This is a genomic window from Anaeromyxobacter oryzae (assembly GCF_023169945.1).
GTDB lineage: Bacteria > Myxococcota > Myxococcia > Myxococcales > Anaeromyxobacteraceae > Anaeromyxobacter > Anaeromyxobacter oryzae.
The window spans coordinates 748,853-762,143 of record NZ_AP025591.1 but is presented as its reverse complement, the minus strand read 5'-3'; the positions used below and the strand labels follow the sequence as shown (position 1 = coordinate 762,143).

Annotated in this window: 11 protein-coding genes; 9 read left to right on the top strand and 2 right to left on the bottom strand. The window is 75.8% G+C overall.

Annotated elements, in window-relative coordinates; genetic code table 11:
- The first annotated feature begins 3 nt into the window (after positions 1–3).
- From AMOR_RS03230 to AMOR_RS03195, 8 genes are all read left to right on the top strand, one after another.
- Positions 4–627: an RNA polymerase sigma factor gene (locus AMOR_RS03230; protein ID WP_248358380.1), complete on the top strand. Its 624-nt coding sequence runs from the start codon at positions 4–6 to the stop codon at positions 625–627.
- Entirely contained in the window at positions 624–1,439 is an 816-nt protein-coding gene (locus AMOR_RS03225) for a DUF4384 domain-containing protein (protein WP_248358378.1), read from the top strand. The genes AMOR_RS03230 and AMOR_RS03225 overlap by 4 nt, the downstream gene beginning before the upstream one ends.
- A gap of 61 nt (positions 1,440–1,500) precedes the next feature.
- On the top strand, positions 1,501–3,162 hold the full coding sequence (locus AMOR_RS03220; protein WP_248358376.1) for a caspase family protein: 1,662 nt from the start codon (positions 1,501–1,503) through the stop codon (positions 3,160–3,162).
- A gap of 59 nt (positions 3,163–3,221) precedes the next feature.
- Positions 3,222–4,211 carry a carboxypeptidase-like regulatory domain-containing protein gene (locus AMOR_RS03215; RefSeq protein ID WP_248358374.1) on the top strand — a complete coding sequence of 330 codons (990 nt, stop codon included), beginning with the start codon at positions 3,222–3,224 and terminating at the stop codon, positions 4,209–4,211.
- Between the two features lie 89 nt (positions 4,212–4,300).
- A complete protein-coding gene (locus tag AMOR_RS03210) occupies positions 4,301–5,719 on the top strand; it encodes a tetratricopeptide repeat protein (protein WP_248358372.1) in 1,419 nt (472 codons plus the stop codon).
- Positions 5,720–5,774: 55 nt separating this feature from the next.
- Complete coding sequence (locus AMOR_RS03205) at positions 5,775–6,947, top strand: exo-beta-N-acetylmuramidase NamZ family protein (RefSeq protein WP_248358370.1); 1,173 nt, start codon at positions 5,775–5,777, stop codon at positions 6,945–6,947.
- A gap of 3 nt (positions 6,948–6,950) precedes the next feature.
- On the top strand, positions 6,951–7,535 hold the full coding sequence (gene nadD, locus AMOR_RS03200) for a nicotinate (nicotinamide) nucleotide adenylyltransferase (RefSeq protein WP_248358368.1): 585 nt from the start codon (positions 6,951–6,953) through the stop codon (positions 7,533–7,535).
- Positions 7,532–8,335 carry a hypothetical protein gene (locus AMOR_RS03195; RefSeq protein WP_248358366.1) on the top strand — a complete coding sequence of 268 codons (804 nt, stop codon included), beginning with the start codon at positions 7,532–7,534 and terminating at the stop codon, positions 8,333–8,335. The genes nadD and AMOR_RS03195 overlap by 4 nt, the downstream gene beginning before the upstream one ends.
- Positions 8,336–8,365: 30 nt before the next feature.
- Here AMOR_RS03195 and chrA read toward each other — a convergent pair whose 3' ends face one another.
- On the bottom strand, positions 8,366–9,553 hold the full coding sequence (gene chrA, locus AMOR_RS03190) for a chromate efflux transporter (RefSeq protein ID WP_248358364.1): 1,188 nt from the start codon (positions 9,551–9,553) through the stop codon (positions 8,366–8,368).
- A 236-nt stretch (positions 9,554–9,789) separates the two neighbouring features.
- Here chrA and AMOR_RS03185 point away from each other — a divergent pair, with 236 nt between their 5' ends.
- Positions 9,790–10,278 (top strand): hypothetical protein, encoded by a 489-nt coding sequence (locus AMOR_RS03185; RefSeq protein WP_248358362.1) that lies wholly within the window; start codon positions 9,790–9,792, stop codon positions 10,276–10,278.
- Positions 10,279–10,778: 500 nt separating this feature from the next.
- On the opposite strand, the gene AMOR_RS03180 is transcribed toward AMOR_RS03185, so the two are convergent.
- Positions 10,779–13,238 (bottom strand): AAA family ATPase, encoded by a 2,460-nt coding sequence (locus AMOR_RS03180; protein WP_248358360.1) that lies wholly within the window; start codon positions 13,236–13,238, stop codon positions 10,779–10,781.
- Between the last annotated feature and the right edge of the window lie 53 nt (positions 13,239–13,291).

Below are 13,291 nucleotides of genomic sequence, written 5' to 3'. Positions count from 1 at the left end.
GGCGTGAGCTCGCCGCTCCAACGGCCGGAGGCGTCGCAGCGGGCCGGCGACGACGCGGCGGCGGTCGCGGCCGCGCTCCGCGGCGATCCGGGCGGGCACCGCTCCCTGTACGATCGCCACCGCTCCGCGGTCGCGCGCGTGGCCCGCGGCTTCGCCGACCTCGACGCGGACGACGTGGAGGACGTCGTCCAGGAGTCGTTCGTCCGCGCGTTCCGGAACCTCGCCAAGCTCGAGCAGCCCGCGCGCTTCGGCGCGTGGGTGCTCACCATCGCGCGAAACCGCGCCCTCTCGCGGCTCGCGCGCCGGCGTGCGGGCGCGCAGCTCGCGGACGACCTCTCCCGGGAGGCGGAGACCCTCGGTGAGCCAGAGCGCTTTCCTGACCCCGACGAGGGAGCCGAGCTGGAGGTGGTCCGCCGGATCATCGCCGAGCTGCCGGACGGCCCCGAGAAGGAGACCGTGCACCTCTTCTACGTCCAGGGAGGCGTCACGGCGCGGGAGATCGCCGCCCGGCTCGGGGTCGGCAAGAGCGCGATCACCATGCGGCTCGAGCGGTTCCGCGCGAAGGTGAAGCGCCGGCTGCTGGCAGAGGTGGCCAGGCTCCGCGGCGAGGAGTCTGAACAGTCGTGAGGAACCACCTCGCGGAAGACACCTACCGTCGCCTCCTCGCGGGGACGCTCCCGCCGGCGGAGGCGCGCGCGCTCGCGGAGCACCTCCGGGGCGACTGCCCCGTGTGCGAGGCGTTCCTCGCCGCACGGCCCGCGGCGGACGCGCTCGACGGCAGGGCGGACCACGCGCTCGGCTCGCTCCGTCCCGGCGACGCCGCCGACGCGGGCAACGATCTCGAGTTCCGGCGCATCCAGCGGCGACTCGCGCGCGCCCCGCGCCTCCGCGAATGGCGCGGGCTCGGGCTCGCGGCGGCGGCCCTCGTGCTCGTCGCCGGCCTCGCGGCGCTCGAGTGGGCGGATCGGCGCGGCCCGCTCGCGCCCGGGTGGGACGGCGAGAAGGGCTTCTCGTCGCGAGCGGTGCCGGTGCGGCTCCGGTTCGTGGTGCTCGACCCGGCCGGCGGCATCGAGAAGGGCGTCGCCGGAGAGGCGGTCGGCGCCGGAGCCCGCCTGCAGTTCGAGCTCGAGCTCGGCCGCGCGGCCGACGTCGCGCTGGTGCGCGTGCCGGCGCGCGGCGCGCCGGAGGTGTTCCTCCGCGAGCGCCTCGCCCCGGGGAGGACCACGGTCTCCTTGGACGGCCGGCCGGCGGCGTACCCGCTCGACGGCCTCGCGGGGCCGCAGCGGTTCCTCGCCATCGCGTCACCCGGGCCGCTCGACGAGCGGAGCGTGCTCGCGGCGGCCGCCGGGCTCGCGCCGCCGGCGCGGATCTCTCCGGACGCACCCGGGCTCGAGGGGTTGTCCCTCGACGCGGTGGAGGTGGTCGTGCGGGAACGCTGACGGGCAGGGGACCGCACGGGGTCCTGCGGAGGGGCCGGCCCCCGGCTAGGAACGAGTCACGATGCGGCCGGCGTCGAAACGCTTCGGGCTCACGGGCGCGGTTCTCGCGCTGGTGGCGAGCGCGTGCGCCGGCGCCGCCCAGGTCGAGAAGGGCCGCCTCGTCCCGGTCGACGTGCCGCGCGAGAAGCTCGAGGCGGCGCACGCGCCGCGGCGGGTGGCGCTCCTCGTCGGCATCCAGCGCTTCGACGATCCGCAGTGGCGCCCGCTCCGCTACCCCGACGCCGACGCCCGCGCCCTCGCAGAGGTGCTCCGGGATCCGGCGCTCGGCGCGTTCGACGAGGTGTCCGTCGTCGAGGCCGCGACCCGGGACGGCGTCCGCGCCGCGCTCGCGCGGCTCGCCGACGCCGACCGCGACGAGCGCGACACCGTCCTCGTCTACGTCTCCTCGCACGGCACGCTCGCCCGCGACGCCCAGGGCCAGCTGCGGCGCTACGTCGTCGCCCGCGACACGCGGCTCGACGACGTGGCCGGGACGGGGCTCGCGATGGACGAGCTCAAGGGGGACTTCGACCGGCTCCGGTCACGCCGCAAGGTCCTCGTCCTCGCGACCTGCCACTCCGGCGCGGGAAAGTCGCTCCTCCCGGAGGCGGTGCAGCAGGAGCTCGCGGGTACCAAGGGCGGCTTCTTCGTCCGGCCCATCGAGGAGGTCTCGCGCGCGAGCGTCGTGCTCGCGGCGAGCGACTGGGGCGAGACGGCCCGCGAGGACGAGAAGCTCGGGCACGACATCTACACGCACTTCCTCGTCGAGGCGCTCCGCTCGGGCGCGGACCGGAACGGCGACGGCGCGGTCACGGCCTCGGAGGCGCACGACTACGCGCGCCGGATGACGTACGCGTACACCGGCGGGCGGCAGCGCCCGAGCGCCGAGTCGAGCGAGGTCGGCGTGGACCCCATCGTGCTCGTCGGCAAGGTGCAGCGGACCGGCAAGCCCGAGCTCTACAGCTACGCGACGAGGCTCGACGGCTTCACCGTCCGGGTGAACGGGCAGGCCGTCGCGGATCTCCCGGGCGGCGTCGCCGTCGAGCCGGGCCGGATGCACGTGCAGGTCGCGAAGGGCGAGGGGCCGGAGCTGCTCGACGAGACGCTGCGGCTCCGTCCCGGGGAGCGGATCGACGTGGCGAGCCTGCTCGTCCGGTCCGAGGGACGATGGGAGGTCGGTCCGCGCGTCGCGCTGCTCTCGTTCCTGGACGCGCGGAGCCGCCGCGAGGTGCTCGGGCCCGTCGTGGGGTACGGCGCGGCGGCGTCTCTCCGTGGGTGGCCCGCGCCGTCGCTCTCGCTGCGCCTCGACGTGACCACGGCCTTCGGCCGATCCCGCATCGAGCAGGGCTCGTTCGCGGCGCCGTTCCGGTACCAGGCGCTGACCGCGGGGGTGTCGCTCCCGTGGCGGTTCGAGCTCGCGGCCCTCCGGGGCGGCGCGCTCCTCGCGGGCCCGCGCCTCTCCGCCATCTGGCTCGACCGGAAGTTCGACCTCGCGCTGGCGCCCCCGGGGCAGAGCCTGTTCACGTTCACCCCCGGCCTGCTCCTCGGCGCCGACCTGCCGCTCGGGCGGGGGTTCCGGGCCGGGCTGGAGCTGCACCTCGACTGGATGGTCGTGCGGGTGGACGGAGCCAACCGCTCCAGCGGCTTCGCCGAGCTGCTCGGCGGGGTGGGGTACCGGTTCTGATGCGCGCGTGGCCGGACGGCGGGTCCGCGGGGTCGGACCGGGGAGGAAGGAGCGCGAGGATGCGAAGCGCCGTCGCCGTCGCCCTGGTATCGCTCGCCGCCTGCGGCGGCCTCGAGACGCCGGATCTCCGGACGGGCGTCGTGGTCGGGAGGATCAGCGGCGCGGCGACGGGCGGGTACGTCTACCCGCTCGGCCGGCCCGAGCTGAAGGTCGCGCTCGCGGCGGACGGCTCCTTCCGGATCGCGGCGCCCGCGGGTACGCAGTCGCTCGTCCTCTACGACGGGACGTTCCAGCGCGACCCGGTGACCGGGGCGCTCCTGAGCCCCGGGCGCGCGCAGCAGGTCGAGGTGGAGGTCGAGGGCGCCGACGTGCGCGACGTCGGCGATCACCCCGCGTCCGGGCTCCCGCTCGCGGGCAGCGTGCTGGCGGGCGTCCGGGCCGAGAGCGGCGCGCGCTGCAAGGACCCGCGGTTCACCGTCGACGGCACCGATCGCGACGAGGTCGTGACCGACGGGGCGCCGGCCGCGTTCCTGGCGCCGCTGCCCGAGGGCGACTACCCGCTCACCGTGTCGATGGACGGGTTCCGGTCGCGGACGGCCACCGTCCGCGTCGTCGCGGGCGCGACGACGCCCTACGACACGGAGCTGCTCGTCGACGACGGTGCGGAGGTGAAGGGCTGCGTCGCGACCAGCGGGTGCGACGCGTCCGAGCTCGCGTGCCACAGCGACGACGGAAGGTGCCACTACGACGGCGCGCCGTCCGCCACGTGCGGCGCGAGCTGCGGCATCGGCGGCGCGTGCGGCGCCGGCCTCGCCTGCCAGGGCGGCGTCTGCACCGCGCCGCAGGGCTGCGAAGCCTACTTCGCGGTCGCCGGATCGTGGTGCGTCGCCGACGATGCTTGCGCTGGCGCCCTCGTGAGCGGCACCTGCCGCACGTCGGACGACCACTCCGCCGGGATCTGCACCGCTCCGTGCACCTCCGACGCCGAGTGCGCCGGCTTCGGCGCGGGCGCGAGCTGCTCGAGCAACGTCTGCCGGCCGCACATGTAGCGGTGCGGCTGCGGGGCGGGCGCATAGCCATTCGCGCCGGCCCGGAACCGCGGTAGAAAGGGGGCCCAACTCCCGGAGGGGAACCCCCGATGAAGCTCGTGCCCAGCCTCGCGCTCGTCCTGCTCGCAGCCTGTGCCACGACCGGGCCGCGGCCGGGGGAGCAGGCGCGGACGCGTCCCGACCTCGTCCCGGTCTCGCGGGCGATGCTCGCGATCGAGGCCGCGGAGCGGAAGGGCGACATCGCGGCGCAGCGGGCGCGCTGGACCCAGGCGTCCCAGGCCGCCCCGCGGGACCCGGTGCCCCGCTTCCTTGCCATCTACGCGCAGCCGGAGGGCGACGAGCGCTGGGCCCAGTTCAAGGCGCTCGCCTCCGAGTTCCCGGACTCCGCGCTCGGCCACCTCGGGATGGCGCGGACGTACGTCGCCTGGAACACGCTCGATCAGGCGGATCGCGCGCTCGTCCAGGCCCTCGAGATCGAGCCGGACGAGTGGCTCGCCGTGCTCGTCCGGGCGCGGGTCTCCGAGCGCCGCGGGCGGACCGAGGCGGCCGCGGCGGACTACCGGACGGTCCTGACCGCCGACCCCGAGAACCCCGACGCGCACCTCGGCCTCGCCCGCGTGGCTCGCGCGGCGGGCGACGTCGCGCGCGCCGAGGCCGAGGCGACGCTGGCGCTCAGGGCGTACCCGGACCTGTTCGGCGCCTACGCGCTCCTCGGCGAGCTCGCCGCGTCGCGCGACGACGTCGTGACCGCGGCCGACTACTGGACGGGCGCCGTCGAGGCCGCGCCGCGCGATCGCACCGCCCGCGTCACGCTCGCCCGGCTCCTCGAGAAGAAGGGCGACGTCGCGGGGGCGGAGGCGCAGTGGAAGGCCGCCGTGGACCTCAAGGAGGACGCCGACGCGCTCGCGGCGCTGGCGCAGACGGCGCGCGCGGCGAAGGACGCCGCGACCGAGCAGCGCGCCCTCGAGCGGCTCTCGGCCGTCGACCCGTCCTCCGCCGAGTGGCGGCGGATCGCCGAGATCCGGCTCGCGGCGCAGGACCTCGACGGCGCGGAGAAGGCGCTGCGCCGGGCCCTCGCCCGCGATCCGCGAGACGCGCAGGCGAGCCTCGGGCTGGGCCGGGTGCACGCCGCCCGCGGCGACACGCAGCAGGCGATCGAGGCGTTCCGCGCCGCCGGTGGGATCGCGCGCGCCGATCTCGACGCGCTGGAGCGCCGGCTCAACGTCGAGAAGGTGGGCCGGCCCGACGTGACCCAGCTCCAGAAGGCGATCCAGGCGCTCGTGGACCGGACCTACCGGTCGCGCCTCGCCGAGGCGCCGTCGCTCTCCGGCACCCTCCGGCTCCGCGTGACCGCGGACGTCGCGGGCGCCGCCACGCTCGTCGAGGTGCTGGAGGACTCGGTGCACGATGCCGACGTCCGCGCCTGCGCCTACTGGAACCTCCGGGATGCCGTCTACCCGCAGAACAAGCCGGGCCGCTACTCGTTCACGTTCGCGTTCCGCCGCTAGCCGCGGCGCGGGCGCACGCACCGCCGCCCGGGGGCGCGCCGGGCGCGGGCCGGGCGTGCTGGCCGGGCTGGACGTGCTCGCGGCCGGGCGGTTCCGCGCGCTGCGCGGCCGGCGGGTGGGCCTCGTCTGCAACCCGACCGCGGTCACGCGCGGGCTCGTCCACGCCGCCGACCTCCTCGCCGCCGCGCCGGGCGTGTCCCTCGCCGCGCTGTTCGGCCCCGAGCACGGCGTCCGCGGCGACGCGCAGTACATGGCGGCCGTCGGCGGCGAGCGCGATCCCGCGACCGGGCTCCCGGTCCACTCGCTCTACGGCGAGACCGCCGAGTCGCTGAAGCCGCCCCCGGAGGCGCTCGCCGGGCTCGACGCGCTCGTGTTCGACATCCAGGACGTGGGCACCCGGTACTACACGTACCAGGCGACGATGATGCTCTGCATGGAGGCGGCCGCGGCCGCGCGAATCGGGTTCGTCGTGCTCGATCGCCCGGACCCGATCGACGGCGTCCGCGTCGAGGGTCCGCGGCTCCGCCCCGGGTTCGAGAGCTTCTGCGGCCTCCACGACCTCGCCGTCCGGCACGGGATGACCGTCGGCGAGCTCGCGCTGCTCTTCCGCGCCGAGCGCCGGCTCGACCTCGAGCTCGAGATCGTCCCCTGCCGAGGCTGGCGCCGCGACATGGGGTTCCGCGAGACCGGGCTGCCGTGGGTGTTCCCCTCGCCGAACATGCCGACGCCGGAGACGGCGCTCGTGTACCCGGGGATGTGCCTGCTCGAGGGGACGAACCTCTCCGAGGCGCGGGGCACGACGCGCCCGTTCGAGCTGTTCGGCGCGCCTTGGCTCGACGCGCGCCGCCTCGCGACGGACCTCGCGCGCGAGCGGCTCCCGGGGATCGCGTTCCGGCCGGCGAGCTTCGTCCCGACCTGGGACAAGCACGCCGGCGTGCGGTGCCACGGGGTGGAGCTGTTCGTCACCGACGCGGCGCGGTTCCGGCCGTTCCGGACCGGGCTCGCCTGCGTCGTGCACGCGCGCGCGCAGGCGCCGGACCGGTTCGCCTGGCGGACCGAGCCCTACGAGTTCGTGGCGGACGTGCCCGCGTTCGACCTGCTCTGCGGCTCGGATCGCGAGCGGAAGGCCATCGAGGCGGGCGCGACCGTGGCCGAGCTCTCGAGGGCGCTCGTGCCAGAGGAGCGCGCGTTCGAGCGGCGCCGCCGCCCGTTCCTGCGCTACGACTAGGAGATGGCCGGGCCGGACGCGAGCGGGGGAGGGACGGGCCGCGAGGTGGCGATCCTCGGCGGGTCGTTCAACCCGCCGCACGTCGCGCACCTCATGGCGGCGTGGTGGACCCTCGCCACGCAGGGCGTGAGCGAGGTGTGGCTGCTGCCGTCGTTCCGCCATCCGTTCGGGAAGGCGCTCGCGCCGTTCGAGGACCGCGTCGAGATGTGCCGGCTGGCCGCCCGCGAGCTCCGCGGCGTCCACGTGTGCACCGCCGAGGCGGAGCTCGCGGACGATCCGCTCGTCGGGAAGACGGCGCGCACGCTCGAGCACCTCCACGCGAAGCACCCGGCGTATCGCTTCGCCCTCGTCGTCGGCGCGGACATCCTGCCGGACACGGACAAGTGGTACCGCTGGGATCGCGTGAGGGAGCTGGCGCGGATCGTGGTCGTCGGGCGCGAGGGGTACCCGCCGGTCCCCGGCGCGCCGGATCTCCCCGCGATCTCCTCGACCGAGATCCGCGCCCGGATCGCGCGCGGCGAGGACGTCCGCGGGCTCGTGCCCGAGCGCGTCCGGCGGTACGTCGAGGAGAAGGGGCTGTACCGGTGACGGGGCGCGCCGTCCGCGCGGCGCTCGCCTCCGCGCTCGTCGCGCTCGTCGCGGCGCCCGCGCCGGGCCGCGCCGGGCCGCCGTACGTGACGGACGATCCCGAGCCGGTCGACTACCGCCACTGGGAGCTGTACCTCGCCTCGCAGTGGAGCCGCGACCGCGACGGGAGCTTCACCGGGACGGCGCCGCACCTCGAGGTGAACTACGGCGTGCTCCCCGAGGTGCAGCTGCACGCCATCGCGCCGCTGGCGGTGGCGCGCGCCGCGGGCGGGCCGACGGAGTGGGGCCCGGGCGACCTCGAGCTCGGCGCGAAGATCCGGGTCCTCGACGAGACCGCGTCGCGGCCGCAGGTCGGCGTCTTCCCGCTCCTCGAGCTGCCGACGGGGAGCGCGTCGCGCGGCCTCGGCACGGGCGAGGTGCAGGTCTTCCTGCCGCTCTGGATCCAGAAGAGCTTCGGGCCGTGGACCACGTACGGCGGCGGCGGGTGGTGGCTCACGCGCGGAGAGGGCAGCCGCGACCACGCGGCGCTCGGGTGGATGGTCCAGCGCGAGGTGGCGGACGGGGTGACCCCCGGGATCGAGGTGTTCCACACCGCGGCGGACACCGTGGGCGGCACCGGCGAGACGCGCGTCGCGGCGGGGCTCGTCGTCGACCTCTCGAGCGTGCACCACCTGCTCGCGTCGTTCGGCCGGACCTTCGGCGGCGGCGACGCGCTGCAGGCCTACGTCGCGTGGCAGATCACGCTCGGGCCGGGGCTCGGGGGCGGGCCGCCGGCTCCGGGGCCGGAGCCGCACCGGTGATCCGGGCGCGGCGCGGACGCGCCGCGGGACTCAGCGTGCGAGCGCGATCCCGATCGCGGCGCCGCCGAGGACGAGCCAGCTCGAGTTCACCCGGAACCGCACCAGCAGGACCGCGCTCGCGAGGGCGAGCAGCGCCGTCGGGGCGCCCGTGATGGCCGCGCGCCCGAGCTGCCACGTGACGACCGCCATGAGCGCGAGCGAGGCGACGTTCACGCCGTCGAGCAGCGCGCCCGCGACCGGCGAGGCGCGGAGCCGGGGCACGAACGGGCCGCTCACGGCGACGAAGAAGAACGCGGGGAGGAAGATGCCGGCGGTCGCGGCCGCAGCGCCCGCCGGGCCCGCGAGGATCCAGCCGACGAAGGTCGCGGTGGTGAAGACCGGCCCGGGCGTGACCTGGCCGACGGCGACGGCGTCGAGCAGCTGCGCCTCGGTGAGCCAGCCGAGCCGCTCGACGAGATCCGCCCGGAGGAAGGCGAGGAGGACGTAGCCGCTCCCGAAGAGCACCGAGCCGATCTTCAGGAAGACGAGGAAGAGCTTCGACAGCGTGAGCGGGGCGGCGGCGGCCAGGGTCGCGACCGGCGCGAGCGGGAGCGAGGCGACGGGCGCGAGCCCGGGCGCCACGCCGGGAGCGGCGGGCGGCGACGGGGAGCGTCGCGAGCTGCGCCGGCGCGCGGCGGCGGGGACGACGACGGCGAGCGCCCCGGCCCACGCGAGCACCGCGAGCTCGTTCGCGCCGAGGGCGGCTGCGGCGGCGCTCGCGATCCCGAGGAGCGCGAGGAAGCGGCCCTTCACCGCGGAGCGCGCGAACCCGACGAGCGCCTGGACGATGATCGCCAGCACCACCGGCTTCACGCCGAGCAGGATCCCGGTCACCGCGGGCAGCCGGCCGAAGCGGACGTAGGCCCAGGCGATGGCGCTCACGATCACGGCGGCGGGGAGGATGAAGGCGGCGCCCGCGACGACGAGCCCGGGGAACCCGGCCCGGCGATGGCCGACGTGGATCGCGAGCTCGGTGGAGTTCGGGCCGGGGATGAGGTTGGTCGCCCCGAGGAGGTCGAGCAGCTCCGCGCGCGTGAGCCAGCCGCGGCGGCGCACGACCTCGTCCTCCATCATCGCGATGTGCGCGGCGGGGCCGCCGAACGCGGTGGCGCCGAGGCGGAGGAAGAGGGAAGCGAGCTCGCGGAGGGCCTGGGCGCGGTTCGCGGGTGGGGCGGGCATCGGCAGGGAGAGTGTCGCGCGAGGAGGGGCTGCGTGTCGGGCCCGGAGGGGGCACTGAGTCACCGCGTTCGCTGGGCGTCGGGGTGGCGGTCGGTTCGGTCGAGGTCGAGGTCCGGGTCCGGGGGAAGAATTTCTCCCTCTCCCCCCGCGCTTTTGCGGGGGGAGAGGGCCGGGGTGAGGGGGGCCGCTCGCAGACGCAGGCGAGGCCCTGCTACGCTGCAGGACACGGAGGCACGATGTCCGCCTGGGACTGGGAAGGTCGTGCAGCGGCTGCGCGCGAGGCACAGGAAGCGGCCGGACGGAGCGACGACGTCGGCGCGGCGGCGTTTCGCGCCGCCCTGGACCGCGCCTGGCCGCCGGGGTTCTTCGAGGCGCGCGAGCGGTTGCACGAGGGGCGCGCGACGCGGAAGGACCTCGACCTGCTCATCGACTTCCTCGTCGCGGATCCGGTCTTCTTCCGGAGCGGCTACATCCAGGAGTCCGTGCTGCGCTGGATGAAGCGTGCGCCGCTCGAGGCCGACCAGGCGGAGCGACTGCGCGCGGTCGTCGTCGACGCGATCGAGCGGCGGCATCGGCCGTACTTCAGGCGTTACTGCAGCGTCGCGCGCGCACTCGACACGCCGGGGCTGCGCGACCAGGTCCGGGAGCGCGTCGCGTCGACCGACCCGGCGGTACGGCGGCACGCCGAGTCGGTGATGGACGCGCTCGAGGGGCGGGGACGGTGAGCCGGGCTCCGCTGGGCCCGCGTCGGCCAGGGCTCGGACTCGTGGTGTGATCGTCAGCGCACGTCGACGCGCAACTTGAACGCCGTCCCACCGCTCATCCGAACAGCAGAGCACTTCGTGGGATGCCCGTCACGGAGCGTTCATGCGACCCATCGAGCGTTCGACCTGTTCTCGAGCTCGGGGCAGGACCTGCCTCGCGCAGCTCGCTCTCGGGGACGAGCCCGCCCCCCAGCCGTGGGCAGGCGGCGCGGCGTGGGAGGGCGTTCACCCTTGGCGAACGCCCCCTCACCCTGGCCCTCTCCCCCACGCGATGAAGCTGCGCGGGGGAGAGGGAAGACCTCGGAATGCGCGCCTCGGCTCCGTGAGGCGGTGCGCCTGGCGCTGAGCACGGACTGTCTCGGGTCGCGGCGCGCGACCACGACGGCGGCGGTCCAGCGGATGACGGTCGCGCTCGCGCCTGCCGAGATCGGCAATCCGAGGGGCGCGTCCATCGCGCGCCCTCAGCTCCGCGCGAACGCCAGCCCTTCCGCCCCCGCGTCCACCACCACCCGGTCCCCCGGCCCGATCTCGCCGGCCAGGATCCGCTCGGCCAGCGGGGCCTCCACGAGCCGCTGCACCGCGCCCCGCATCGGGCGTGCCCCGAGGGACGGGTCCCAGCCGCCGTGGTCGAGGAGGAACGCCACCGCGGCGTCCGTCGCCTCGAAGCGAATCTTGCGCTCCGCCTCGAGCCTCCGGGACGACTCCTCGAGGAGGAGGCGCGCGATGCGGGACACGTCCTCGCGCGCGAGCGGGCCGAACGCGACCCGCTCGTCGAGCCGGTTCCACAGCTCCGGCGGGACGGCGCCGCGCGCGGCCGAGAGCACGCGGTCCTCCCGCGGCGCGACCTTCTCCGCAGCGCCGAACCCCATGGTGCCGGTCGCCGTGCGCGTGGCCTCGCCGGCGCCGAGGTTCGAGGTGAGGATCACGACGGCGTTCGAGAAGTCGACCTGCCGGCCGCGGCCGTCGGTGAGCCGGCCCTCCTCGAGCACCTGGAGGAGGAGCATCAGCACGTCCCGGTGCGCCTTCTCGATCTCGTCGAGCACCACCACGCACGCGGGCCGGCGCCGGACGGCGTCGGTGAGCTGCCCGCCCTCGCCGTAGCCGACGTACCCGGGGGCCGCGCCGACGAGGCGGGCGACGCCGGTCGGCTCGGCGCACTCGGTCATGTCGAGCTGCACGAGCGCGTCGGCGGAGCCGTAGAGCGCGTCGGCGAGCGCCTTCGCGAGCTCGGTCTTGCCGACGCCGGTCGGGCCCAGGAAGAGGAACGAGCCCATCGGCCGCCGCGACGCGAACCCGGCGAAGTTCCGCTTCAGCACCGCCGCGACCTTCCTCACCGCCTCGCCGTGCCCGATGACGCGGGCGGCGAGCGCGGCCTCGAGGCCGAGGATCCGCTCGCGGTCGCTCGCCACGAGGCGCGACTCCGGGATTCCGGCCATCTTCGCGACGACGCGGGCGATCTCCTTCTCGCCGACCTCGCGCACGCCCTCGCGCCGCGCGCGGGAGCCGGCGAGGTCGAGGACCGCGACGGCCTTGTCCGGCAGGAAGCGGTCCGTGACGTGCCGCGCCGAGAGGGCGGCGGCCGCGTCGAGGGCGGCCGGCGCGTAGGCGACCCCGTGGTGCTTCTCGTACCGGCCGGCGAGGCCGCGGAGGATCGTCACGGTGTCGGCGACCGACGGCTCGCGGACGAGGACGGGCGTGAAGCGCCGCTCGAGCGCCGGGTCCTTCTCGATGTGCTGGCGGTACTCGTCGTGGGTGGTCGCGCCGATGCAGGGGAACTCGCCTCGGGCGAGCGCGGCCTTGAGCTCGTTCGCGGCGTCCTGCGGGCCGTCGCCGGTCGAGCCCGCGCCCATCAGCGTGTGGATCTCGTCGATGAAGACGACGACCTTGCCGCCGGCCTTCCGGACCTCCTCCTTGATGCCGAGGAGCTTCTCGGAGAAGGCGCCGCGGAGCTGGGTCCCGGCGACGACGCTCGCCATGTCGATCTCGACCACGATCCGCTCGCGGTCGAACCCGCCGTGCTGCAGGAGCCGCTGCGCGATGCCCTCGACGATCGCGGTCTTGCCGACGCCCGGCTCGCCCACGAGCAGGGGGTTGTTCGTGCGCCGCTTGCCGAGGACGTCGATCGCCTCCTCGACCTCTCGCTCGCGACCGACGAGCGGGTCGAGCTTCCCGGCCTCGGCGAGCTCGGTGAGGTTCCGCCCGAGCTGTGACAGCCACGGGAAGGCCTGGGGATCGAGGGCGTGCTGCGAGCGCGGGGCGCGGCGGGCGGCGGGGGGCGCCGCCGCGGGCCGGGCCGGTGCCTGGGTGGAAGCCGGCGCCGGCGCTGCCGCCGGGGTCGCGACCGGGGCGATCCCGCTCGCCGCCTCGAGGTGCTCGAGCGCCTGCTCCAGCTCGCCGTCGAGGTCGCGGCCGTCGTCGCGGGCCGGCTCCGGCGCGCGGCGCGCCACCGGGGGCGGGTGCGCGCCCTGCGGACCGGGGCCGACCTTCACCGGCTGCACGTGCTGGAGACGGCGCGGCATCCGGGCGGTGAAGTAAGAGAGGGCGATGTTCCGCAGCGAGGCGAGCTGGAGCCCGCACGCGCCGAGGAGCTGGTGCGCCGCGGCAGAGCGGACGCGGCTCATCGCGATGAGGAGGTGGAGGCAGTCCACCTCGTCCGCGCCGACGCCCTCGGCCACGCCGCGGGCGCGCTCGCGGAGATCCCGCTCGACGCCCTCGGGCTCCTTGGGCGCGCCGGTCATCGCCTGGAGGATGCGGTCCTCGTCGATCCCGCGGTCCTTGAGGAGCACCTCGGCGCGGTTCGGGACGGTGAAGAAGGCGAGGAGCTGGTGCGCGCTCGTGAGCTTCTGGTTCACGCTCCGGGCGATGTCCTCCGCCTCGGCGAGGACCTGCAGAAGCTCCATCGACTCGATGACCGTGGGCATTCTCGCCGACGATGCGATATCGGCCGGAACCGGTCAATTTTTCGGCGGGTTTT